This window comes from Paenibacillus sinensis (assembly GCF_019904155.1).
GTDB classification, from domain to species: domain Bacteria; phylum Bacillota; class Bacilli; order Paenibacillales; family Paenibacillaceae; genus Paenibacillus_AQ; species Paenibacillus_AQ sinensis.
Genome location: NZ_JAHCMB010000148.1, coordinates 55,196 through 79,985, shown reverse-complemented (window position 1 = coordinate 79,985; position 24,790 = coordinate 55,196). Strand labels below are relative to the sequence as shown.

25 protein-coding genes are annotated in these 24,790 nt (G+C 53.7%); 19 read left to right on the top strand and 6 right to left on the bottom strand.

Annotated elements, in window-relative coordinates; translation table 11 throughout:
* Positions 1-28 precede the first annotated feature (28 nt).
* Positions 29-439, top strand: a complete 411-nt coding sequence (locus tag KIH86_RS16595) for a MerR family transcriptional regulator (protein WP_019910684.1) — start codon at positions 29-31, stop codon at positions 437-439.
* Positions 440-469: 30 nt separating this feature from the next.
* Complete coding sequence (gene glnA, locus KIH86_RS16590; protein WP_223087447.1) at positions 470-1,798, top strand: type I glutamate--ammonia ligase; 1,329 nt, start codon at positions 470-472, stop codon at positions 1,796-1,798.
* 475 nt (positions 1,799-2,273) lie between these two features.
* On the opposite strand, the gene KIH86_RS16585 is transcribed toward glnA, so the two are convergent.
* The 4 genes from KIH86_RS16585 to lexA form a co-directional block, all read right to left on the bottom strand.
* Entirely contained in the window at positions 2,274-2,453 is a 180-nt protein-coding gene (locus tag KIH86_RS16585; RefSeq protein WP_223087450.1) for a hypothetical protein, read from the bottom strand.
* Positions 2,454-3,191: 738 nt separating this feature from the next.
* Positions 3,192-3,500: a hypothetical protein gene (locus KIH86_RS16580; protein ID WP_223087452.1), complete on the bottom strand. Its 309-nt coding sequence runs from the start codon at positions 3,498-3,500 to the stop codon at positions 3,192-3,194.
* A 285-nt stretch (positions 3,501-3,785) separates the two neighbouring features.
* Complete coding sequence (locus KIH86_RS16575; RefSeq protein WP_223087454.1) at positions 3,786-4,124, bottom strand: L,D-transpeptidase; 339 nt, start codon at positions 4,122-4,124, stop codon at positions 3,786-3,788.
* Positions 4,125-4,302: 178 nt separating this feature from the next.
* A complete protein-coding gene (lexA, locus tag KIH86_RS16570) occupies positions 4,303-4,929 on the bottom strand; it encodes a transcriptional repressor LexA (RefSeq protein ID WP_223087457.1) in 627 nt (208 codons plus the stop codon).
* 398 nt (positions 4,930-5,327) lie between these two features.
* Here lexA and yneA point away from each other — a divergent pair, with 398 nt between their 5' ends.
* From yneA to KIH86_RS16485, 17 genes are all read left to right on the top strand, one after another.
* Positions 5,328-5,735, top strand: coding sequence for a cell division suppressor protein YneA (gene yneA / locus KIH86_RS16565; RefSeq protein WP_223087460.1), 408 nt, complete (start codon positions 5,328-5,330; stop codon positions 5,733-5,735).
* Positions 5,736-5,887: 152 nt separating this feature from the next.
* Positions 5,888-6,097: a DUF896 domain-containing protein gene (locus KIH86_RS16560; RefSeq protein WP_223087463.1), complete on the top strand. Its 210-nt coding sequence runs from the start codon at positions 5,888-5,890 to the stop codon at positions 6,095-6,097.
* A gap of 49 nt (positions 6,098-6,146) precedes the next feature.
* The gene (locus tag KIH86_RS16555) at positions 6,147-6,674 is read left to right on the top strand and encodes a hypothetical protein (RefSeq protein ID WP_223087466.1); all 528 of its coding nucleotides are present in this window, start codon (positions 6,147-6,149) and stop codon (positions 6,672-6,674) included.
* 47 nt (positions 6,675-6,721) lie between these two features.
* Positions 6,722-7,507, top strand: coding sequence for an HAD family hydrolase (locus KIH86_RS16550; protein ID WP_223087469.1), 786 nt, complete (start codon positions 6,722-6,724; stop codon positions 7,505-7,507).
* 289 nt (positions 7,508-7,796) lie between these two features.
* Positions 7,797-11,234, top strand: coding sequence for a methionine synthase (metH, locus tag KIH86_RS16545; RefSeq protein ID WP_223087471.1), 3,438 nt, complete (start codon positions 7,797-7,799; stop codon positions 11,232-11,234).
* A gap of 214 nt (positions 11,235-11,448) precedes the next feature.
* Positions 11,449-12,375 carry a ribonuclease Z gene (rnz, locus tag KIH86_RS16540; protein WP_223087474.1) on the top strand — a complete coding sequence of 309 codons (927 nt, stop codon included), beginning with the start codon at positions 11,449-11,451 and terminating at the stop codon, positions 12,373-12,375.
* A gap of 182 nt (positions 12,376-12,557) precedes the next feature.
* Positions 12,558-13,349 carry an HAD-IIA family hydrolase gene (locus KIH86_RS16535; RefSeq protein WP_223087477.1) on the top strand — a complete coding sequence of 264 codons (792 nt, stop codon included), beginning with the start codon at positions 12,558-12,560 and terminating at the stop codon, positions 13,347-13,349.
* A gap of 39 nt (positions 13,350-13,388) precedes the next feature.
* Complete coding sequence (locus KIH86_RS16530; RefSeq protein WP_223087479.1) at positions 13,389-14,204, top strand: Fpg/Nei family DNA glycosylase; 816 nt, start codon at positions 13,389-13,391, stop codon at positions 14,202-14,204.
* Complete coding sequence (locus tag KIH86_RS16525; RefSeq protein WP_223087482.1) at positions 14,194-15,045, top strand: deoxyribonuclease IV; 852 nt, start codon at positions 14,194-14,196, stop codon at positions 15,043-15,045. Before KIH86_RS16530 ends, KIH86_RS16525 begins: the two co-directional genes overlap by 11 nt.
* Before the next feature lie 14 nt (positions 15,046-15,059).
* Positions 15,060-15,416 carry a cyclic-phosphate processing receiver domain-containing protein gene (locus tag KIH86_RS16520; RefSeq protein ID WP_223087484.1) on the top strand — a complete coding sequence of 119 codons (357 nt, stop codon included), beginning with the start codon at positions 15,060-15,062 and terminating at the stop codon, positions 15,414-15,416.
* Positions 15,413-15,751 carry a thioredoxin family protein gene (locus KIH86_RS16515; RefSeq protein WP_223087486.1) on the top strand — a complete coding sequence of 113 codons (339 nt, stop codon included), beginning with the start codon at positions 15,413-15,415 and terminating at the stop codon, positions 15,749-15,751. Before KIH86_RS16520 ends, KIH86_RS16515 begins: the two co-directional genes overlap by 4 nt.
* Entirely contained in the window at positions 15,748-16,530 is a 783-nt protein-coding gene (locus tag KIH86_RS16510; protein ID WP_223087490.1) for an ABC transporter ATP-binding protein, read from the top strand. The genes KIH86_RS16515 and KIH86_RS16510 overlap by 4 nt, the downstream gene beginning before the upstream one ends.
* Entirely contained in the window at positions 16,527-17,594 is a 1,068-nt protein-coding gene (locus KIH86_RS16505) for an SAM-dependent methyltransferase (RefSeq protein ID WP_223087492.1), read from the top strand. Before KIH86_RS16510 ends, KIH86_RS16505 begins: the two co-directional genes overlap by 4 nt.
* Before the next feature lie 199 nt (positions 17,595-17,793).
* Positions 17,794-19,344, top strand: coding sequence for a serine/threonine protein kinase (locus KIH86_RS16500; protein ID WP_223087494.1), 1,551 nt, complete (start codon positions 17,794-17,796; stop codon positions 19,342-19,344).
* A gap of 159 nt (positions 19,345-19,503) precedes the next feature.
* On the top strand, positions 19,504-21,057 hold the full coding sequence (locus KIH86_RS16495; protein WP_223087497.1) for an ABC-F family ATP-binding cassette domain-containing protein: 1,554 nt from the start codon (positions 19,504-19,506) through the stop codon (positions 21,055-21,057).
* Between the two features lie 280 nt (positions 21,058-21,337).
* Positions 21,338-22,408: a ThiF family adenylyltransferase gene (locus tag KIH86_RS16490; RefSeq protein ID WP_223087499.1), complete on the top strand. Its 1,071-nt coding sequence runs from the start codon at positions 21,338-21,340 to the stop codon at positions 22,406-22,408.
* Between the two features lie 67 nt (positions 22,409-22,475).
* A complete protein-coding gene (locus KIH86_RS16485) occupies positions 22,476-23,345 on the top strand; it encodes a response regulator transcription factor (protein WP_223110566.1) in 870 nt (289 codons plus the stop codon).
* Positions 23,346-23,364: 19 nt separating this feature from the next.
* Here the strand turns inward: KIH86_RS16485 and KIH86_RS16480 are convergent, their stop codons facing one another.
* Together KIH86_RS16480 and KIH86_RS16475 are read right to left on the bottom strand one after the other, a co-directional pair.
* Complete coding sequence (locus KIH86_RS16480; RefSeq protein ID WP_223087504.1) at positions 23,365-23,868, bottom strand: C40 family peptidase; 504 nt, start codon at positions 23,866-23,868, stop codon at positions 23,365-23,367.
* Between the two features lie 277 nt (positions 23,869-24,145).
* Entirely contained in the window at positions 24,146-24,787 is a 642-nt protein-coding gene (locus KIH86_RS16475) for a thiamine diphosphokinase (RefSeq protein ID WP_223087506.1), read from the bottom strand.
* Positions 24,788-24,790: the final 3 nt, after the last annotated feature.

Sequence of the window (24,790 nt, the reverse complement as noted above, 5' to 3'; positions counted from 1 at the left end):
AAAAGATCATTGGAAGGTTGGATGAGTCATGGGTGATGAAATCCGCAGAAATATGGCATTATTTCCAATTGGTATAGTAATGAAACTTACCGATTTATCTGCGCGGCAAATCCGCTATTATGAACAGCATAGTCTGATCGTACCCGCCCGTACTTCGGGCAATCAGCGGTTATTTTCTTTTAACGATGTGGAGCGTCTGCTCGAAATTAAAGCTTTGATTGAAAAAGGTGTCAACATTGCCGGAATCAAGCAGGTGATGAATCCGGTATCGAAGGAATCTGAAGAGGCGACCGTCATTACTCCCGATACGGAGGTCCGGCGGCGCGAGCTGTCCGATTCCCAGCTGCACCGCCTGCTGAAGCAGGAGCTGGTGTCCGGGAAGAGACCGGGCCAGGTTTCGCTTATTCAAGGAGAGCTATCCCGGTTTTTCAATAAATAATTCACAGAAGCGCGAAAGGGAGAGGGTATAGTGAGCTTTAGTAAAGAAGATATTTTGCGCATTGCGAAGGAAGAGAACGTCCGGTTCATTCGTCTTCAATTCACGGATCTGCTTGGTACGATCAAGAACGTGGAGATTCCGGTAAGCCAGCTGGAGAAGGCGCTGGACAACAAGATGATGTTCGACGGTTCTTCCATTGAAGGTTATGTGCGCATCGAAGAATCCGATATGTATTTATATCCCGATCTCGACACTTGGGTTATTTTCCCTTGGGTTGCGCAGGACCGCGTTGCGCGGCTCATCTGCGACATTTACATGCCGGACGGAACTCCGTTCGCCGGAGACCCGCGCGGTATTTTGAAGCGCTGCCTGAAGGAAGCGGAAGAAATGGGCTTCACCGCGATGAATGTCGGTCCTGAACCCGAGTTCTTCCTGTTCCAGACGGACGAGAAAGGCAACCCGACCACTGAGCTTAATGATCAGGGCGGATATTTCGATCTGGCTCCGATGGATCTGGGCGAGAACTGCCGCAGAGAAATCGTACTTACACTCGAGGAAATGGGCTTTGAAATCGAAGCCTCCCACCACGAGGTTGCTTATGGTCAGCATGAGATCGACTTTAAATATGCAAATGCAATCAAGGCCGCTGACCAGATTCAGACGTTCAAGCTTGTTGTGAAGACAGTAGCCCGTCAGCATGGACTGCATGCTACCTTCATGCCGAAGCCACTCTTCGGAATGAACGGATCGGGTATGCACTGCCACCAGTCCCTGTTCAAGGGCAGTGAGAACACGTTCTACGACGAGAGCGACGAATTGGGCTTGAGCAGCATCGCCCGCAGCTACATGGCCGGTCTGCTGAAGCATGCCCGCGCTATGGCAGCGATTACGAACCCGACCGTCAACTCGTATAAACGTCTGGTTCCCGGTTATGAAGCACCTTGCTATGTAGCCTGGTCCGCCAGCAACCGCAGCCCGATGATCCGTATTCCGGCATCCAGAGGCCTCAGCACACGGGTGGAGGTTCGTAACCCGGACCCTGCGGCCAACCCTTACCTGGCTCTGGCTGTTATGCTGAAAGCCGGTCTCGACGGCGTTAAACGCCAGATGGATCTGCCTGCTCCGATCGACCGGAATATCTACGTGATGTCCGAAGAAGAGCGTATCGAGGAAGGCATTCCGAGTCTGCCGGCCGATCTGAAGGAAGCGCTGAACGAGCTGATCCGCAACCCTGTGGTTACCGATGCTCTCGGTGAGCATGCGCTGGCTCATTTTTATGAGCTGAAGGAAATTGAATGGGACATTTACCGGACCCAGGTTCATGACTGGGAGCGGAATCAATATTTGACGCTGTATTAAAGGACGAGACCCTTGGGGCCGTAACGCTCTGAGGGTTTTTTGCTGTGTGGGTGTGGAACTTGGGTTAGGGGTTGTAAAATGATGTGCCCACAAAACGCCCACAAAATTTTTGAGGGCTGTTCGAGGATTTACTCATGTGTGCTTCGAATTTATCAATACTTGCGGCTTCAATTTTCTTGGGAATGTGAGAGTAGACATCTGCTGTGATGCTCATGCTCCCGTGTCCGAGGCGCTCCTGTGCGTTTTTAGGTACTACTTCCGAAAAGTCTCGCCATTCCGGCGGGGCTTTTTGTGTTGAGCGACAGGAGATTGAACATAGGAGGATGCTGCAAGAACGAACTGATACCGGAGTCGAGGCACCGATCAGGGAGATTGTGAAATAAGAATTGGCCGCCCAGCACCCTGATGTTACTCGGGCGACCATTATGGCGATAAATGAAGAGCAGCAAAACTCAGACAAAGCGATGTTGATGATTTAACCTTTATCGATAAGCTCGAGCTTCTCAAGTATTTTAATTGTCGTAAGGGCCGACAGACGAACTGTCTGCTCAACAGTTTGGGGAATAGTTCCATCTTCTTCGAGAGCGCTCTTGTTCTTGTCAACAACTTCAGCCGTGATTTCATCGATGAGTTTCGAAATTAGATCCTTGTCCATATAAGTGCACCTCCCTTCTTTCGCTACTATTCGACACGAAGGGGCTTATTACCTTTAGAACATTAGTTCGAATGGAAGGGATTAGCTTTGCCAACATATGCCCAAAAGTCGTTAGGGAGCTTGACCCTCGACACCCGGTACAGGAAATCTGCGCCATCATATCCGCTCTGCTGCCTAGCATCCAGGGCAGGAGGCGGCGATCCTTCAGGGTGTAACCGAGGTGATCGAGCAACCAGAAACAGAAGACTGATCAGACTGTGAAATCCGCCGGATCGAATCTCGAATAGGTCACCCGAATCAACGATAGTATTGACGCGGGTCAATATTTGACGCTGTATTAATCGGGTTAGTTAGTATTCGTTAGTAGAAAATGCACCCTTACGAATCACAATGGAGCTTCCCTTTAGGGTTTCCAATGGAATTCTCAGGGTGCATTTCTTCTTTTTACGATGCGATGTGTTGATGTGAAATGGGTATCGGTTATATGATCTCGCAAGAAAAATGGGCTTGACCACCTTGAAGTGAGGGATAAACATGTTGGCCGAACGATTATGAGGGATGAATAGGAGGTTAGCCTGGACTGAACCGGGGAGCATCAGGGAGAGGTAGGGGCGCCGGTCAAATCCTCAATATCTGTCGATCCCATTATAAGCAATGTAATCACAATGATCAGAAGAATGTTCACGGCAAAACCTTCACCATCAAAACTGCTCATGCGGAGACACCTTCTTTTTGAAGTTATTTGTTATTCCCGGTTTGCTTTTTAAGTGCTGCCACTAAATCGTTCAATGTCAAATTGCCATTATCGTTCATAAAGTTAACCAGCTTATCGACATTGCTATCGCTCATATCGCCTAATGTTTTGTATTTCCCCACCAGGCTGACGAAAAGAGATGCATCGGTAAACAATTGTACGGAATCGACTTTAAGCTTACCTGTCAACAATAATGCGGCCACCGCCACCTCAAGCCCTTTACTTTTTTTGACTGTCGACGCTGTGCTTTTCTTCTTGGAGCCTGAATTGTTGCGGTTACCGAGAGGAGCCATTATGTTCCTTCCTCCCTGAGCATAGTCTTGAAAATGGATATTGAGCGCATCCTCCGTAACATATCTTATGCTTATTCAGAGCGTTCTGTTAATCGGAAAATGAAGAAACCGGGAAGCGTGATGGGAAGGCGGGTCCGGAATGGAGAGCAAGGCTCTGTTGAAGATCATGAATTGGCAATTTTGAATGTCACAGTTAAAAAACCGCCATCAGGCGGCTTTTCGGTTGAGCTTAGGAACTGTGGCACAGGTTAATCATAAAAGGTTCTCTTACGGATTACACTCGCCTTACTTTCGGATGGTTACCCGGGTATAAAGAGGTACGGTGTGGGCCAACTCCAGCACATCCTGATTATACATGCGGATGCAGCCATGCGACACGTTGCCTCCGATGGAGGCCGGGTTGTTCGTGCCGTGTATTCCGTAATGCGGTCTGGATAGCCCGAGCCAATACGCCCCAAAGGGTCCGCCAGGATTGGGCTGCTTGCTGATGATGGTATATTCACCGACCGGGGTTACGGTCAGCATTTTACCTGTACCAATGGGAAAGCCTCGAATAACCGTGTCCTGATCCAGGAGATACAGCATATGTTCGGACAGGTCGACAATAATGCGGTAATTGGGCATACGGATTCCCCCTTTTCATCATCTTATGCAGGCTTTGGGGATTGGCTGCATTTTCGGGAAACGAACGAAATATCCCCATTGAATGAGTCATTGGTATGGATAGCTGTTCGGGTAATTGTATCGAAAAAGGCAGCGCCGTTATACGGCACTGCCTTTACGCTCTGCTGCTATTACAAACTCAATGAATATCACGGAAAAGACCGATAACCTTGCCGAGAATCGTAACCCGGTTCAAACGAAGCGGTTCGTAGGACGGGTTCTCCGGTTGGAGTCGAATATGATCCCGTTCCTTATAGAAAGTCTTGACTGTTGCTTCGTCTTCCTCGGTCATGGCTACGACGATATCGCCGTTATCTGCGGTCTGCTGCTGACGAACGATGACATAATCGCCATTCATAATGCCGGCTTCGATCATGCTGTCACCTGCTACGGAGAGCATGAAAACTTTGTTGTCCCCAACATAGTGGGTAGGAAGGGGAAAGTAATCTTCGATGTTCTCTGTCGCCGTAATCGGCACACCTGCGGTTACTTTGCCGACAACCGGCACTCTTGCGACAGTCTGGACAAATTGATGAACATTTTCGGATTCGTCCTGGCCCAACAATTCAATGGCCCGGGGTTTCGTCGGGTCGCGGCGGATCAAGCCTTTCTTCTCCAGTCGGTCCAGATGACCGTGAACGGTCGAACTGGAGGCTAGTCCAACGGCTTCGCCGATTTCCCGGACTGACGGCGGGTACCCCTTGCTGCGGACTTCGTTGCGTATAAACTCCAGGATCGCCAATTGGCGACTCGAGATCTTTGACATCGGAATACACCCCATGTAGTAATGTTTGGGAAAATTATAACACAGAACCTTCGTTCGCACAAACATAAGTTCTAAATTGGCATTTGATCAATCCCATGGAGTGACTTCAAGCAAGAGTATGTAGATCAGAATGAGTGTATCTGTCTACAGTACCATCTTCATGGATTGTATTCGATTGCTGCGAAAGTTGAATAACCAAGTAATAAGTTATCTTGTCCAAATCGCGTCCATTACAAGTTGCGAATAAGTTTACGCCTCTGCCTTATATAGAAGAAATCACCCTTATTAATTGTTCGAAAAATTAAGGGAACATTCGTTCGAAAAACCTCTTGATCGAAACACATGTTCGTGCTATATTATTTTTGCAAGTAAGAACAAGTGTTTGGAGGATGATACCCATGAGATATGGTACATATAAGAGCATTTATAAGGAAGAATCTGCACCGGTAATTAAGCTGGAAACCCACTCTTCGACCAAAGGCAACAGATCCGTCTCTTACCGAAGAGATAATAAGGGCACTGCGCTGAACCGTATTCATATGTTCAAGCTTTCCTTGATTCTTCTAATGATTATTTCCGGGTTCACGCTTGTGAACCAGGTGTTCGCCAGTTCAGAGCGATCGCCGGAGCAGCAACAGAAGGTCGTTGTAGAGGCGGGAGACACACTGTGGGGTATCGCTCAGGAGTACAAACCATCGAATATGAGAACAGTAGTCTATATCAAGGCGATACGACAGTACAACCATTTGAAAGGCAGTGAACTTCAGGCTGGCCAGGTGCTTTCGGTTCCTCTTTACCAGCAGTAAGGTATTTGATTCCTCCGACAGTTAGCGATTTATTACGAATCCACAACCGGATAAATGATGTTGAAGAGCTTTCAGGGGATCGCCTTGACAAGCTCTTTTTATCATGGCAAAGTTAGAATGACTAATCGCGTGTTTCGACAGGAGGGAATGTCTTGAATATAGATGAACTGGTTAACCGGATTAATGAGCTTGCCCGCAAGCAGAAAAGCGTAGGCCTTAACGAGGAAGAACTGGCTGAACGCGCCAAGCTCCGCGAGATTTACTTGGGCAATGTGCGCCGCAACTTCCGCGCTCAGCTTGAATCCATTGAGATTGTGGATGACAACGGAAATGATGGGAACGGCAGCAAGCCTCTGCACTAAGGAGACCCGTCCTTTCATAGATATTTTAGGATGACTAGGAGGAAAGGAAATGGCCCGTTCTTGGGAAAGAATGGTTCAACGCAATTCACAGCAGCTTAACCAGAAAAGAAAAAAAGAAGGCAAGGAATCGATCTCTGCCACCCGTTCGCAGGCTCAAAGCGATGTATTTAAAGGAAGAAATATTATGTTCCCGGTCGTCCTAGTGACGCTCGGCCTTCTGTATGCCTTAATTGCCCAGCTTGACTCGGCATCAGCCGGTTCGAAGAACGGCGGGGTGATGAGCTGGATTGGGGTAGTGCTATATTTCGCTCTCGCAGCCTTAATCTACTTCCGACGCCCTTATCTCAAAGTTGAACGTTCCCGGGTTTCCACCTTCAAGTTCAACCGGATGCGGATTCTGGAGGCCGGCGATATCGAGAAGATTATCGTATCCCGCGCTTCTTTGCGCATCAAGCCAAAAGGCAAGCGGGGACAGTGGGCCTTCTCCAGGCTGATCAACCGTTACGATACGGATGCCATGGGTGAACGCATGGAGCAGTTTGCCAAGCTGCACCATATTCCGTTAGAGAAAGAGTAAGTTAAGTCATCGTTTAATCTGGATGTAGAGAGGAAGTAGTGGAGGAAATGCCGATAGCCGCTGTACTATTTGATCTGGATGATACGCTTTTATGGGATGAACGAAGCATCGAGGAAGCTTTTGAGCAGGCTTGTTTGGCTGCAGGCGACAACATCGATCCCAAACTGCTGGAGACCGCTGTACGCAAGGAAGCACGTTATTTGTACGAATCTTACGAGACGTTCCCGTTTACCCAAATGATCGGCATCAACCCGTTTGAGGCGCTTTGGGCCAACTTCACTGCCGGCGAACAGCCGGAATTCCGGAAGCTGGAGCAATTGGCTCCTGTCTACCGGAAAGAATCATGGCGACGCGGCCTTTCCTCTTTGGGGATAGAAGACGAGGCTCTGGCTGAGACCCTTGCAGCCCGCTTCGCTGCTGAACGCCGCAGCCGTCCGTACATCTATGAAGAAACGCTGGAAGTACTGAAGGCGCTCCAAGGTAAAGTGAAGCTTCTGCTGCTGACGAACGGCTGCCCGGCGCTTCAGCAGGAGAAGCTGAATGGCGTCCCTGAGCTGACTCCGTTCTTTGATCATATCGTGATCTCCGGAAACTTCGGCAAAGGCAAGCCGGACCCATCGATTTTTGCACATGCGCTGGAACGTCTGGACATCAAGCCTGAACAAGGCGTCATGGTCGGGGACAAGCTGACAACCGATATTCGCGGCGGTCTGGCTGCCGGTCTGACGACAGTCTGGATTAACCGCACCAACAAACCGGCAGATCCGGAAATCGTTCCGGATTACGAGATTAAGCATTTGACTGAACTGCTGCCGCTTGTGGATTCCTTATAAATCTATTTGTGATGTAAAATAAAGGGACCGAGCCTCAATAATGAGGTGAGGTTCTTTTTGTCTTCTACAGCCCTGCTGTTCTATGGTAAGTTTCGTTTTCCTGCTTTCATATGCTTCGAAACCGTGTATAATATAAAGAAATTTATTAACGCAGGACTTACGTGCGATGTCATTAACCAGAAAACGAAATGCCCCCGGATCGCGGCGGGCTGCAGAGTGGCCGGGAGACTTTTCGAATTCCCTTTATTCTGCTAAACTTACTCTAATGTTTGACTAGGGGGATTTGAAGTTGGCAAAACCTACACTTTCGGAAGCGCTGGCGAAGCGCATCTTAATAATGGACGGAGCCATGGGGACGATGATTCAGCAGGTTCCGCTTACCGCCGACGACTTCGGCGGAGAAGAGCTTGAAGGCTGCAACGAAATGCTGGTGCTGACTCATCCGGAAGTCATTGGCCGGATACATGAGGCATACCTGGAAGCAGGAGCCGACCTGATTGAAACCAATACATTCGGCGCTACTTCTGTGGTACTTGCCGAATATGAGATTCCGCAGAGGTCGCGTGAAATCAACCTCGCGGCTGCGGCAATAGCGAGAGAAGCGGCTGACCGCTACAGTACGGAAGAACGGCCCCGCTACGTTATCGGAGCGATGGGCCCTACTACGAAGACGCTGTCCGTTACGGGCGGTGTGACGTTCGCTGAGCTTACGGCAAGCTATGAAGAGCAGGCGGTAGCTCTCATTGAAGGCGGCGTTGATGCGCTGCTGCTGGAGACCTCGCAGGATACGCTGAATGTCAAAGCAGGAAGCATCGGAATCCGTGATGCTTTTCACAAGACGGGCGTCACCCTGCCAATCATGATTTCCGGGACGATTGAGCCCATGGGAACGACGCTTGCCGGACAAAATATTGAAGCTTTCTATATTTCCCTTGAGCATCTGAACCCGATCTCTATCGGTTTGAACTGTGCGACTGGGCCGGAGTTTATGCGTGATCATATCCGTTCGCTGGCCGCAATGTCTTCGGTTGCGGTCAGCTGCTATCCGAACGCGGGACTGCCCGATGAGAACGGCAACTACCATGAATCGCCAGATTCCCTGGCCCGCAAAATTTCGGCCTTTGCCGAGAAAGGCTGGCTGAATATTGCCGGAGGCTGCTGCGGCACAACGCCAGCGCATATCAAGGCGATGGCTGAAGCGCTCGAAGCATATCCGCCTCGGCTGCTGGAAGGCAGCCATCCGCCCGCGCTATCCGGGATCGATCCCGTCTATGTGGAACAGGATAATCGTCCATACATGGTGGGCGAAAGAACCAACGTGCTGGGTTCGCGGAAGTTCAAACGGCTGATCGTCGAAGGGAAATACGAAGAAGCCTCCGAAATCGCCCGCGCCCAGGTCAAGAGCGGAGCACAGGTCGTCGACGTCTGCGTCCAGGACCCGGACCGTGATGAAGCCGAAGACATGAAGTCTTTTCTGGAGCTGGTCGTCAAGAAGGTCAAGGTTCCGCTGATGATTGATACCACCGATCCGCAGGTCATTGATCTGGCGCTGCAATACAGCCAAGGCAAGGCGATTATTAACTCCATTAATCTTGAAGATGGTGAAGAAAAATTCGAGCATGTCACCCCGCTCATTCATAAGTATGGCGCGGCCGTTGTCGTCGGCACCATTGATGAGAATGGACAGGCGATCAAAGCGGTGGACAAGCTTGATGTCGCCAAGCGTTCCTATGAGCTGCTGGTGAACAAATATGGCCTTCATCCGGAGGATCTTATTTTCGACACACTGGTCTTCCCGGTCGGAACGGGAGATGAACAGTACATCGGGTCTGCCAAAGAGACGATCGATGGTATCCGGCTGATCAAAGAAGCGCTGCCCGGCGTGCATACGATTCTGGGCATCAGCAATGTGTCATTCGGTCTTCCCGAAGCGGGACGCGAAGTGCTGAACTCGGTCTTTCTGTACGAGTGCACCAAGGCCGGACTGGACTATGCCATCGTTAATACCGAGAAGGTAGAACGATACGCCTCCATTCCGGAAGAAGAGCGCCGCCTGGCGGAGGAATTGATCTATAATACGAATGACGAGACGCTTGCCGAATTCGTAGCTGCTTTCCGGGGGAAGAAGGTCGAGAAGAAGGAGAAAATCTCCAATCTGACTCTGGAGGAGCGTCTTGCTTCTTATGTTGTGGAAGGCAGCAAAGAAGGGCTTGTACCCGACTTGGACGAAGCGCTGAAGAAATACGGCGCGCTTGAAATTATTAACGGCCCGCTGATGGAAGGTATGTCGGAAGTAGGCCGGCTGTTCAACAATAACGAGCTGATCGTAGCCGAGGTGCTGCAGAGCGCAGAAGTCATGAAGGCCTCCGTCGCACATTTGGAGCAATTTATGGAGAAGAACGAAACCTCGGTCAAGGGTAAAATTTTGCTCGCTACCGTGAAAGGCGACGTGCATGACATCGGCAAAAACCTCGTGGAGATCATTCTCTCCAACAATGGTTACCAAATCGTCAATTTGGGTATAAAAGTACCACCGGAGACGATCATTGAAGCGTTCCGCCGCGAGAAGGCTGACGCCATCGGCCTGTCCGGCCTCCTTGTGAAATCGGCGCAGCAGATGGTTCTGACCGCTCAGGATTTGCGTTCCGCCGGAATCGATGTACCGATTATGGTTGGAGGAGCGGCATTGACTCGTAAGTTCACCAAGACACGGATTTCACCGGAATATGACGGTCTGGTGCTGTATGCGAAGGATGCGATGGATGGTCTGGATCTGGCCAACAAGCTCATGAATGCGGATGAGCGGGCCAAGATGGTCGAGGAACTGCAGACAGAGAAAGAACGCGTCGTCGCCGAGAAGCCGGCGTCGGAGCTGCCGAAGCTGACCCGGGTGGAGCGTTCGAGCATCGCAACGGACGTTCCGGTATTTGTACCGCCGGATTTGGAGCGGCATGTGCTGCGGAACTACCCGCTTGGTCATGTTATACCGTATGTGAACATGCAGATGCTGCTGGGCCACCATCTGGGGCTCAAAGGCTCCGTTGAAGGTCTGCTGGCATCCGGCGATCCTCGGGCTGTTGAACTGAAGGAGACGGTGGACAACCTTCTGCATGAAGCTACCGTTAACGGTACGATTGCTCCAAACGCCATGTACCGGTTCTTCCCGGCACAGTCCAGAGGCAATGACATTCTGATCTACGATCCGGAGGATACAAGCAAGGTGCTTCATACCTTCACGTTCCCGAGACAGCAAGTCGAGCCGTATCTCTGTCTATCGGACTTCTTGAAGCCGGTGGACAGCGGTATCATGGATTATGTCGGCTTTATGGTCGTGACGGCCGGACAGGGAATCCGGGAGCAGGGCGAGGAGCTGAAGGCCAGAGGCGATTATCTGCGTTCCCACGCACTTCAGGCGATGGCGCTTGAAATTGCGGAAGGTCTTGCGGAGCGCGTCCATCATATGATGCGTGACATCTGGGGCTTCCCGGACCCGGCGGATATGACGATGAAGCAGCGTCACGGAGCCCGCTATCAGGGAATCCGGGTGTCATTCGGTTACCCGGCCTGTCCGGATCTGGAGGACCAGGAGCCGCTGTTCCGGCTGATGTCGCCTGAAGATATCGGCGTCCAGCTGACCGAAGGCTTTATGATGGAGCCGGAGGCTTCGGTATCCGCCATGGTGTTCGCCCACCCGCAGGCCCAGTATTTTAATGTGGAAAAAGCCTGATCAACAGGGCGGCACGTGAACCAGCAGGATTCTGTCCGCTATTGCAGCCTCCCGTATCCGGGAGGCTTTTTTAGACATGAAGAATGCGCAGGCTGTCAGGAGTCCCGCCAAGATTCTAAGCTGAATCAGCCTCGAAGCATTGGCCCCACTTTGTGGGGTTATTTAGTGACAATCGTTATTTAGTGACAATAGACAGAAGGAAAGGAGGGGTAACATGGAAATCTATTTTCTGGGCACGAACGCGGGCGTCCCGACTCTTCTACGGAACGTGACGTCCGTCGCACTCCGGCTGCTCGAGGAGCGAAGAAGCTTCTGGATGTTCGATTGCGGCGAGGGGACTCAGCATCAGGTGCTGCGCTCACCGCTTCGGCTCGGGAAGCTGGAGAAGCTGTTCATTACCCATTTGCACGGGGATCATATCTTTGGCCTTCCGGGCCTGCTCAGCAGCAGAGCCTATCAGGGCGGCACGGCTCCTCTTACGGTATATGGCCCTCCGGGACTGAAGAGCTTCATCGAATTGTCGATGTCCGTCAGTCAATCCCGTATCCCGTATAAGCTGGAAGTGGTGGAGCATACGGGTGGACAGATCTTCGAAGACGATCACTTCAAGGTGGAAGCCGCTCTTCTGGAGCATCGGATTGACAGCTACGGATACCGGGTGACCGAGAAGGACCGGCCAGGCAGCCTGAATGCGGAGCTTCTGAGAAGCTATGGCCTGAAACCGGGTCCGCTGTACGGCGTGCTGAAAAGCGGCCAAGATGTCAGTCTGGAGGACGGCACGGTTATCAAAGCGTCCGAAGTGCTGAGTCAGCCGAAGAAGGGCAGGATCGTAACCGTGCTCGGTGATACACGTCCATGCGGAAACACTGTCCCGCTGGCGCATGAAGCGGATCTGCTGATTCACGAAGCTACCTTCAAGCATGAACTGTCAAAAATGGCCCATGAATACTATCATAGCACGACGATTCAGGCGGCTGAAACGGCGAAGGAAGCGGGAGCCAGGCAGCTTATTCTGACCCATTTCAGCTCACGCTACGGCTCGATGGATGAGCTGCTGCCGCTGCTGGATGAGGCGCGAACGGTATTTCCGAATACGCTGCTGGCAGAGGAATTCCGGCTGTTTCCGGTGATGACGGACTGAATTATTTTCCGGGAAAGCGCAGGAAATGACAGGCCGCTGTCAAAAGCCGCGGCAGGCGTCGACTTTTGATGGTCTTCGGCTTGCTCATGGCGGTAGATGTCAGAGAAACTGCGGATTATGTTCGGAGTATGTGGACATTTAATCCCGTGAATGAACTGTGCAAGATGGGAGAGGTGAAATGTATGAGTAGTGAAATCAAAGGATTGCTCCTGGATCTGGACGGTACGCTGTTTCACGGCGGAGTTATGATTCCCGGGGCGGATATGCTGATATCCGGGCTCAGAGCCAAGGGGATTCCGTTTCTGTTCGTGACCAACAATTCCTCCCGGACCCCGTCCGGTGTGGCGGAGCATCTTCGGTCGATGGGCATCGAAGCGCATGAGCGGGAAATCTGCACATCTTCGCTGGCGGCAGCCGCATACGTAGCGGAAGAATCACCCGGTTCGTCCGTGGCGATACTGGGGGAAGAGGGGCTTAGGCAGGCTTGCCTCGAAGCGGGTCTTAAGCTTGTGGAAGAGAAGCCGCAGTATATCATCCAGGGGATTGACCGTTCGTTTACATACCATTCGCTGGCCAGAGCGGCCAGATGGATTACGGAGGGTGCGAGCTTTGTGCTGACGAATCCGGACCTCATGCTGCCTTCCGACGACGGGATGGTGCCGGGTGCGGGTACGCTCGGAGCGGCAATCGAGGCCGCAACAGGTGTGGTTCCGGTTGTGATCGGCAAGCCGGAGCGCCATTTGGTGTCTTACGCGGCCGCCCGGCTCGGGATCGAGCCATTGGATGCGGTGGTCGTAGGCGACAACATGCGGACGGATATTGCGGCGGGCGCCAATGCGGGCTGCCGGACGATTCTCGTCCTGACCGGCGTGACGACGATCGGCAATCTGGATCATTACAAGGAGCTTACCGGCGTAACACCGGACGAGATTTGCGGCGATTTGGCTGAATTGCGTACGCTGCTTGGTGTATAATGGCAGAGCTGCATCATTATCAGGGAGGAAGATGTAATTATGCCGGAATATCCGGAAATGGAGAACTACCGCAGGCTACTGTCACAGCAGATTATCAACCTGCCGATTACCGGTGTGACGGTGAACAGGGACAAGTCCCTCAATGTAGAACCCGAGGTGTTTCAGGCGAGTCTGATCGGAGCGCGGATCGTATTTGTGGAACGCAGAGGGAAGCATCTGATCTTTCATTTGCAGGACGGTAAAAGACTGCTGCTGCATCTGATGCTCGGCGGACTGCTGTTCTACGGAACCGAAGAGGAACGGCCGGATCGCACGACGCAGATTGAGCTGCATTTTGGGGAACGAATTTTGTATATCATGGGATTGCGGCTTGGTTATCTTCATCTTCTGACCGTCAAGCAGATGGACGAGGCGCTGTCCAAGCTGGGACCGGACATGATGGACCGGAAGCTGACGGAAGATAAATTCGCCCAGAGACTGAAGAACAGACGCGGTACGCTTAAAAGCGTGCTTGTGAACCAGAATGTTGTTGCGGGAATCGGAAACTGCTACGCCGATGAAATCGCGTTCGAAGCGGGGCTTCTGCCCTCGGCGCCTATCCAGGGCATGCCTGCCGAAACGGTTGGCCGGTTGTATCAGGCAGCGCGCAAGACGCTGAGCGATGCGGCGGACATTGGCGGTTATATGGAAATGCCATTTATGACGGGCGATACCGTTACCGGAGCCTATAACGACCAGTGCAAGGTGTACGACAGAGGCGGCGAAGCCTGCATCCGCTGCGGCGGGACTATCCGGAAAGAAGAACAGTCAGGACGGAAAGTGTTCTATTGCCCGGACTGCCAGCATGAGCACTAAACCGGTTATCGGAGCACATGTCAGCATCAGGGGCGGTTATGCGCAGGCAGCGCGAAGCGCCTTGAGAGACGGGGCGAACTGCTTTCAGTATTTTCCGAAGAACCCGCGAAGCCTTCAGCTTAAGCATGTCGATGCGCGGAATGCCGGCGAATGCGCGGCTGTGTGCCGGGAGAAAGATTTGGTCTCCATTGCGCATACCCCTTACCCTACCAACATGGCGGTGTCAGACACCGGCCCCGGACCCGGGAGAAGCGTAATGGCGGCTTCGCTCCGCAACGATCTGGATATTGCCGAAGCCTGCGGATCGCTGGGGATTGTCGTTCATTTCGGACATTTTCAGAGCTGCGAGCCGTTACAGGGCTATCAAAATATTATACAATGTATGAATGAAACGCTGGAATCCTGGCATGGCTCCGCCAAGCTGCTGATCGAGAATCAGGCGGGTAACGGCGGATTTGAGGGCACGACGCTGGAAGAACTGGTCAAGGTCCGCGAGCTGAGCAGTTATCCGGACAAGATCGGATTTTGCTTCGATACATGCCATGCCTTTGCGTCCGGTCTTTGGAACCCCGAGCGTAGCGGTGAGCTGATGGAGAAGGGAAACCGGCTTGGATATTGGGATCAGCTGGCGGCCGTTCATCTGAATGACTCCAAGTATCCGTTCGGCAATAAAAAGGACCGTCATGCCAGAATCGGCAAAGGGCTGATCGGCCTGAAGGGTCTTAAGGAGCTTCTGGTCTCGGAGCCGTTCAGCGGCAAGCCCTGGGTTCTGGAGACGGAAAAGGGTGAAGACGGCACTCATCAGGACGAGATGGGCACGGTACGATCGTGGTTTCAGTAGGGGGCGAACGGGTCATGCTTCATATCTTCATGGATGACCGGCGCAAAGCCCCCGAGGGCTTTGCCCTTGCGCGAACGGTGGAGGAATGCCTGCTGATGCTCCGGGAATGCGAGGTCGGAATTCTGTCTCTGGATTACGAAATGGGGCCGGGAGAAGATACCGGCGGTCATGCCGCGCGAATGATCGTGCTTGAACAGCTGTTTCCCGAAGAAGTCTACCTTCATTCCTCAAGCGTAATCGGCAGAAAAGAAATGTTCGAGACGCTGTATCCAGCTTGCCCTGCCGGGACGATTCTTGTGAACGGTCCCATTCCCCATGAGCGGCTTTCGAGGCTGGAAGATAATCAACCAGCCCGAGGGAGTTCGCGATGAACGATGTCATTAATGAACTGGACGAGAACGAACTATTGGCGCTGATCTCAAAAGGGGACAGGCCGCTAGCCGTGTTCCTGGAATCTCCTTTTTGCGGAACCTGCAAGGTCGCCAAAAGGATGCTGGAGGTAGCGTGCCGCCTGATTCCCGAAGAGATTCAGGTCGTATCGGGTAATATCAACATGCTTCCTGAGCTGGTGTACCGTTACCGGATTTCGAGTATACCGGCGCTGCTCATTTTTAACCGGGACCGCAGTATCCTGCCTGGTGTTTATTATCGCTTTCATTCGGTGGAGACGGTTCTGGCTTATATAAGGAGTGTGAATTCATCATGATTTCATTGCAGCATTTAACGCTGCGCAGAGAAGACAACCTCATACTGGACGACGTGTCTCTTGAGATTAAGGAAGGCGAGAACTGGGTCATTCTCGGGCGGAACGGCTCGGGCAAGACGACGCTGCTCGAAATGATGACCGGTTATCTCTTCCCCAGCAGCGGAACCGTACAAGTATTGGGTCATACATACGGCCAGGTCGATCTGCGCGAAGTCCGCAAAGAGATCGGGTATATCGGGCCATCCCTTATGGAGAAGCTGACGCTTCGTGATCCCGTCTGGGAAGTCGTGGCTACGGGCGCTTATGCGTATCTCCGCTTCTATCAGAGTATTCCCGGCGAAATCAAAGCCAAGGCGATCGGTCTTCTCGAGGATATGAATATGGGCGGACTTGCGGAGCATCCTTTTGGCACATTGTCCCAGGGCGAACGCAAGAAGGCGATGCTGGCCCGGTGCCTGATGGCGGACCCCAAACTGCTCATCCTGGACGAGCCTTGCGCAGGCCTCGATTTGTATGAACGCGAGAAGATGCTCACGGAGGTAGACAAGCTGAACCGGCGCAACGTTACGGTAGTCTATGTGACCCATCATGTAGAGGAAATCGTGCCACTCTTTACCCATGTGGCGCTGATCCGCGCCGGCAAGCTGGCGGGAGCCGGACCGAAGCGGGAGGTTCTGAACAGCGAGCTGATGCTCGCCGCCTATGAGCTGCCTGTGGATATCGAATGGGAGGATGAACGTCCCTGGATCAAAATAAAACGGAGAGGGTTGTCCATTTGAACGAACATATCCCAAACGAAGAACAGACCAAGCTCCAAGAGGGAAGCGGCGTTTCCTCGCGCTTTATCTGTACGGCGAACCATGGGTTCGCACCTTACGCGCAGGAAGAGCTGCGCCGACTATTCGGTTCTGTCAAAAGCACCCTGCTGGTGCCCGGCGAAGTGTTCCTGGCTACGCTGCATGCCGAACCGGAGGAAGTAACCCGGAGACTCGGCGACAATCCTCCGGTCTTCCTCCGGCATATTCAGCCGGTTCAATTCCAGGACGAGGGCAGCAGAGAAGCGCTGGACCGGCTGGCGGTCTATTTGAGCCGCCGGACCGAGCTGAGTGGTGAAGCAATCGCCCTGCAAGCGCGCAAGACCGATGACTCGTTCTGGACCGAGAGTCCCGGCGAGCTGCGGGAGCTGCTACAGGCCGGGCTTGAGGGCGTCGCCGCGGAGTTTACCGTGCAGCAGCCGGCCTGGATCGTATCGGTCTACGCGGCCGGCAGCGCCCTGTACGCCGGGATTTCCCGGCCAGAGGACAATTTATCCGACTGGAACGGCGGAGCAATCCGGTTCCGGCGGGAGGACGGACAAATCTCCCGGGCGAAATTCAAGCTGATGGAAGCGGAGAAGGAATTCGGGATCGATTTTGCGGCTTTCCGCAAGGGGCTCGATATCGGAGCTGCACCCGGGGGCTGGACTTCGTTCCTGCTCGAGAGGGGCCTGTCGGTTACCGCCGTCGATCCGGCGCGGATGCATGACTCCCTTGCGAATCATCCGGCGCTTAAGGTGCTCCGCAAGAATGCCGGAGAGGTCAAGTTTAGGGAAAATGAATTTGACCTCCTCGTCTGCGATATGAGCTGGAATCCGAAGCTGATGGCCAAGCTGGTATCCGGCCTGCTGTATAGCCTCGTTCCCGGTGGAACGGCAGTGGTGACAATCAAGCTGCTCACGAAGAAGCCGATGGCGCTGATCAAAGAGATTACCGCGATGTTCGAGGACGAACGGATGCAGATTCAGCGGGTGAAGCAGCTGTTTCATAACCGTGATGAAGTAACTCTTTATATGATTAAATATTAATTGGATAAAAAGATTAATACCGATGACGGGAAAGCATCCCGCCGAATCGTGCGCTATAGTACAGGCGCCGGTTTGGCGGGATTTTTTGTTGTGTCTGACTGGGTTCCAGAGCAAGAACAGTTAAGATCATAGGATTAAATATTAATGATAATAATCAATGGGTGCGCATAATAATCCCGCACTCAGAAGGAGATTGCATATGCGTTATCCGACAAAGCTTGCGCCCGGCGCCACGCTCGGCGGGCGGTATATCATTACCGGCATGATTGGTTCCGGGGGCGAAAGTCATGTTCACAAGGCGAAGGATCTCAAGCTGCCCGGCAAGTGCTGGGCGGTGAAGGAAACGGCGGGGCTGCCGGATGGAGAGGCGCTGCGTTCCGAGGCGGAGCTGTTGACCGGACTGTCCCACAGACGGCTGCCAAGGATTGCCGACTTCTTCCCGCCGGACGAGGACGGCTATGCCTATCTGGTCATGGACTATATCGAAGGGGTGACCCTCGACCGGTATTTGAAATCGGTGAACGGGAAGATGCCTCCCGACGTGCTGCCTGTCTTTGCGGGCGAGCTGCTGGAGGTGCTGCAATATCTCCACGGTCTCCATCCACCGATCGTGTACCGCGATCTCAAGCCCTCCAACATTATGCTGACGCCGGAGAGCGGGTTGATGCTGATCGATTTCGGCATCGCCCGCCGTCACCGCAGCGATGCCTTGAGCGATACCGTCAAGCTGGGGACGGTAGGTTTTGCCGCACCCGAGCAGTACGGCGGCGGGCAGACCGATGCCCGTTCCGATCTCTACGGTCTCGGGGCGCTGCTGCTGTACCTGGCCACAGGCGGTACAGCCACCGAATGGTCGCCGGGCATGGAGCGGCGGCTTGAAGGCCGGACTACGGCCGGTCTGGTCCCCTTCCTGCGGAAGCTGCTTCGCCCAAGGCCGGAGGACCGGTACGGCAGCGCCGCCGAGGCATCCGCGGCGCTACAGGGCATGCTGCCGCGGGAGCGGAGCGGCCTCCGCGGCAGCACCGCAAGCGTCAGGCCGGCGCTGCCTGGCCTGACAGCGCAGCCCGAGCCGCCGCAGGCTTGCCGGCGGCTCGCGGTGCTGGGAGCCGCGCCGGGCCTCGGCGCGACGCATGTCTCCCTGGCCGCCGCGCATGCGCTGGCCAGGTCGGGCGCCGGACCGGTCGCCTGGGTCGAATGCGACCCGGCTTCCGGCGCCTGGAGCCGCCTGCGCGAAGCGGCGGCTCCGCCCGGCGTCCGCAGCGGGCCGGACGCGGGCGCAGGCTTTGAGCTGTCCGGCATCCGCTGCTTGAAGCTCCAGCCGGACAGCGATCCCGCGGAACTGACCGCAGGGTTCCGCTTCGCCGTGCTCGACCTCGGCACAGGCCGGTACGGCCGGGCCGAGGAGGACCGCAGGCTGGGCGACGTCAGCCTGCTCATCGCTTCGGCATCGCTGTGGCGCCTGAAGGAGACGCTCCAGGCGCTGGAGCGGGTTGAATGGCGCCCGGATGCCGGGGGCTTTGTCGTCGGCCTGTCACTGGCCGGCGGCAAGGACGAGCGCAGGCTGCGCGGGCTGCTGCAGTCCCGGGACGTGTACGGGCTGCCCTGCCAGCCCGATCCCTTCGCGGGCGGCGGTGCGCTGGAGGCTGTTCTACGCAGCATCATGGAGCCTTTAGTATGTGGCTTTGCGGAAGAGGCGGAGCATCAATCGACGTTCCAGAAAAAGCGCTTTTTTCAAAAACAGCGTCGGTAGGTATCGGAACAGCCATGAAGTAGAATGAAATGTGATGAAAAGTGATGGAAAGCGAACTTTTTAGTTTCGTAAAAGATCTGAAATATGCTAAAATTAATCGTTGTATCCATAACGGATTATTCCTGATTTTAAATATAGATAGGAGCTTAAAGAGAAACGATGAGTTTACTTACTGTTGAAGACGTAGCCCATAATTTCGGGGAGCGTCAGCTGTTCAAGAATGTATCCTTCCGGCTGCTGGCCGGAGAGCATGTCGGACTGGTGGGAGCGAACGGTGTCGGCAAATCGACGCTGATGAATATTTTAACGGGCAAGCTGCTGAAGGATAGCGGCAAGGTGGAATGGACGCCGAAAGTGCGCTATGGCTATTTGGACCAGCATACGATCCTTACCCCCGGCAAGACGGTGCGCGACGTACTGAAAGATGCGTTCCTGCCGCTGCTGGAGCTGGAGAAGGAAATGATGTCGATCACCGACAAGATGGCAGACGCCACTCCGGAGGAGCTGGAAGTGCTGCTGGAGGAGATGGGCGAAATTCAGGAGCAGCTCGAAATCGGTGATTTTTATCTGATCGATGTAAAGGTTGAGGAAATGGCCAACGGCCTTGGTCTGTCGGTCATCGGCCTGGACCGGGACGTGTCCGCACTCAGCGGGGGCCAGCGGACGAAGGTGCTGCTGGCGAAGCTGCTTCTGGAGAAGCCGAATGTGTTGCTGCTCGACGAACCGACGAACTATCTGGACGTGGAGCATATCGAATGGCTGACGAACTACCTGAAGAATTATCCGTACGCTTTCGTTCTCATTTCCCATGATTCGGAATTCATGAACAAGGTCGTGAATGTCGTCTATCATCTGGAATTTGCCAAGCTGACCCGGTATACAGCGAACTATGAGAAGTTCCTGGATATGGCGTATATCAACAAGACCCAGCATATTGAGGCTTATGAGAAGCAGCAGGAGTTCATCAAGAAGCAGGAGGATTTCATCGCGCGCAACAAAGCCCGTTATTCTACATCCGGCCGGGCGAAGAGCCGTGAGAAGCAGCTTGACCGACTGGAACGGATCGACAAGCCGGAAGAAGCGGTCAAACCGGTGTTCCAGTTCAAGGAGAGCCGGGCGAGCGGCAAGACGGTGTTCGAGGGCATTGATTTCGAGATCGGCTACGACCGTCCGCTGCTTCCCAAGATGAACATGACGATCGAGCGGGGAGAGAAGATCGCCATTGTCGGCTGCAACGGGGTGGGCAAATCAACGCTGCTGAAGACCATTCTCGGCGTTATTCCGCCGGTCAGCGGCAAGACTTATCTTGGCGATTTCCTGAATCCCGCCTACTTCCAGCAGGAGGTCAAGGCTGGCAACATTACGCCGATCGACGACGTATGGAATGAGTTCTCAAGCCTGAATCAGCATGAGGTGCGCGCGCATTTGGCCCGCTGCGGCCTGAAGAACGAGCATATTACCCGTCCGCTGAACATGCTGAGCGGGGGAGAGCAGGCGAAGGTCCGGCTCTGCAAGCTGATGATGCGCGAGAGCAACTGGATTCTCTTCGACGAACCGACGAACCATCTGGACGTCGTGGCGAAGGAAGAGCTCAAGCGCGCGCTTAAAGAATATAAGGGCACAGTGCTGCTCGTCTCCCACGAACCCGACTTCTATGAAGACTGGGTGACGAAGACGTGGAACGTTGAGCAATGGTCCACACAATCCGTATAGCGCGATAAGGGCGGAGCGTATATAATGTCTAAAATGTATTATAGCACCGCCAACTGCCCGGAAGGCGCGGTAGTCATTTGAAGCATGGGATGAAGGTTGGATGCCAGCCTGAATAATAAGTCCGGGAGGCGGCTCAAGTCATGAGCGGAACCCCGGACTTTTTTCAAAATATAAGACTTTATAAGTTGTTGCTTATAAAAGGTCTTCTATTGCTTGGTAAACGTTTGGCGCCTAAAGGACGCCGTAAGGCGTTTATCCTTGAGTTTGGAGGAGAATCGGGATGGATAGAGAAACCGATAGAGAGAAGTCCGCTGCTGTGGCCGACGGCAGAGACGGACGGTATTCCCGCCAGGTCAGGTTTGCGCCCTTCGGCAAGGAAGGCCAGCGCCGTCTCGCGGATTCGGCAGTGCTCATCGTCGGAGCGGGCGCGCTTGGGACCGGCATGGCTGAGACGCTGGTGCGCAGCGGAACGGGACGGGTGATCATCGTCGACCGGGACTATGTCGAATGGAGCAATCTGCAGCGGCAGACGCTGTACACGGAAGAGGATGCGATCAACCGGACGCCCAAGGCGGCGGCTGCCAAAGCCCGTCTGTCGGCCATCAACTCTGAGGTAACAGTGGAGAGCCATATTCTGGATGTGCGGGCTGAGGAGCTTGAAGAGCTGGCCGAAGGCGTGGATCTGATTATGGATGCAACAGATAATTTCGATACAAGGCTTATTCTGAACGATATCGCCCAGAAGAAAGGCATACCCTGGATTTACGGGGCTTGTGTTGCCAGCTACGGTGTCTCATATACGTTCTTGCCGGGAGAGACCCCGTGTCTGAACTGTCTGCTCGGCACCGTTCCGCTTGGCGGAGACACCTGCGACACGGCTGGAATTCTCCCTCAAGCGGTTCAGATGGTGGTCTCCCATGCCACTATGGAGGCCGTCAAGCTCCTTGGCGGGAAGAAGGACAAGCTTCGCGGCAAGCTGCTCACTTTCGACGTCTGGAGCAACGAATATCAGGAGATCGGGGTGTCGGCCGCCCGCAAGGCGAACTGCCCTTCATGCGGCCAGGACCCGGTATATCCCTATTTGCTGGCTGCGAATACGGAGCGGAGCGATGTGCTGTGCGGACGCAATACGGTACAGATTCGTCCGGCTGTACGCGGCAAGCTGTCGCTCCCGGAGACGGCCGGCCGCCTCGAACGGCTAGGCATTGGCAAGGTGGAGAGCAATCCGTACCTCGTCTCCTTTAACGATGGGGACTACCGGGTGGTGATCTTTGGAGATGGGAGAGCATTGATTCACGGTACGAATGATATCTCGGCTGCGAGAAGCGTGTACCACCGCTACTTCGGTTAATCGGGATACGAGTCTTCTAATAAAGCTGCTGATGCTGCGCATAGCAAAACGGCCATCCTGTGCAGGAATGGCCGTTTTGCTGTGGGGGTATCCTAACCCATATGCCTATGACGCTTCCTGTGAGCCGGAAGCGAACGGATATGGGGGATGCATGGTGAATGAAAATATCATCTGGTATACCGGGGAAGCTGCGGCAGATGACCGAATCTCAGATGACAGCATCTCCATCGGGGAGTATGAAGACGCGGGGAATGCAAGGAAGGAGGCATCCCCGCAGTCTTCACTTATAGCCCGGGTGCTGGACGATATCGGGTTGTCTGTTCAGATGTGCAGCCGCACAGACCAGCTCGGAGAGCTTCTGAAGCGCGGAGAGGCTTCTCTGCTTGTCGCCCAGCTTGTAGATGTACCCGGATGGGAAGGGTGGCAGGTCGTGGACCAGGCAAGGAGCGACGGCAAGCGCCTTCCGGTATTGGCCATTTCCGGCGCCAGCGGCGGCGATGCAGCGGAAGCGTCCCTAAAATCGGGAGCGAATGACTACATGGCATATCCGCTGCACGAAGGGGAACTGGCTGCACGGGTTATGAACCTGCTCGAATTGGCAGGCATAAGGAGCCGGCAGTCCGTACTGAAGATCGGAGGACTGGTGCTGGACCGTCCCCGCCGATGCGCGATGCGCGAAGGTCAAAATCTGCAGCTGACTTCCAAGGAGTTCGCCCTTCTGTATTTTCTCGCAGAGAACTGCGGGGAAGTCTGCTCCCGTGAGATGATTCTCCGCCGGGTATGGGGTTATCATTTTCATGCCGGGACGAATGTCGTCGATGTGTACATCCGTCATCTTCGGGTAAAAGTGGATAAAGGCCACCGTCAGAAGCTGATTCACACAGTCCGGGGGGAGGGCTATGTAGTTAGGGCGCCGGATGAGGCGCCGTATTCGTAATTCCCGTAATCTGCCCGGTTTACAGAACTCGGCGGGCTTTCAGATAAGTTCTCTTCCAGTTGCCGGCGTTCAGGTCGGAGATCGTTACCCCCGGAGAACCGTACGTGTGAAGAATTTTACCTCCGCCGATGTATACTGCCACATGGGTGACATTACTGCCGTTGGCGCGGGCGCCGCTGGAGAAGAAGACCAGATCGCCTGCACGCAGATTCGATTTCGATACGGCCTGTCCAACCTTGGATTGAGCTACCGAAGTGCGGGGAAGATCCACACCGTATTTATTGAAAATATATTTAGTAAAGGAAGAGCAGTCGAAGTAACGGGTTGTAGAGGTCGAGGCTCCGAATTTATAAGGTGTGCCCATGAATTTTTTGCCCAATGAAATAATACCGGAAGCGCTGGTTGAAGCAGAAGCGGCCTGTGCAGTCGGTGTCGCCAAGCCGCCGGCCATTACTCCTCCGAAACCAATAGCTGTGCAGACGCCTACGACAATCGCTTTTTGGATCAATGTTGTTTTTTTCATGTTGTAGTACCTCCAAAGATGTTTGTCCAAGTCTATCTGCTTGGCTTGATTGTAGTATAACAGGCCGGAGGTTCCCTAAATTTTGGATCGGAGGGCTGAAACCTATGGGGCGCAAGGACTGTAAGCGATTTATTAAATTTCGATTAAAAGTTACAAAAAATTAATCTTTACATCGCCCTTCACATAAAAAAAGACGAAAAACCCTTGGTGTATAAGGGTTTCTCGTCTTGATTCAAATCTGGCGAATTGGTTACAAAGCTGTATGGATTCTGTCAGTCTAATCCCTGCTCTGTATGATAAGCAGCAGGCCGCTCTCAATGGTTACCGTGCCGGTCGGAGCAATCAGGCGGTTGCTGACGGCCAGTGACATACCGAGCTTCAGTGTCGCTCCCTGAAGGGGGTATTGAAAGCCCTGCAGCGTAATTCCGGTCACCTCGGGTGTAATCGGAAGCAGCGATACATATTCATAACCCCGATCCTGCACCAGCGCCTGCGTTCCCGTCAGCGTGATGTAATTGTGAAGATCCATGGCTGCGCAGCGGATCTGGCGTTGAAGGGGGCGCGTCATCATCTGTATGCAGGCCAGCGTCTGATCGATACGGGTACCGGTGACGCCCAGCAGCAGAATTTCTTCAGGCTGCTCCTCCAGGGCGAGATCCAGCGCAAGCTCGCTATCTGTCAAATCCTTGTCCACAGCGTCGCAGGAGATCACTCTTTCGCATTTGTCCTGAATCAGCTTGAAGTCCTCCGCTGTAATGGAATCGAAATCCCCGACGGCTAGGTCCGGAATGATCCCGTTCTTCACCAGAAACAGCGCTCCGCGGTCGGCGCCGATAATATAATCATCCGGTGCAAGTTCGTTCAGGAACTGGTCTGACAGAACTCCCCCGGCAAAAATGACGGCTCTGTGTACCGGCATTGC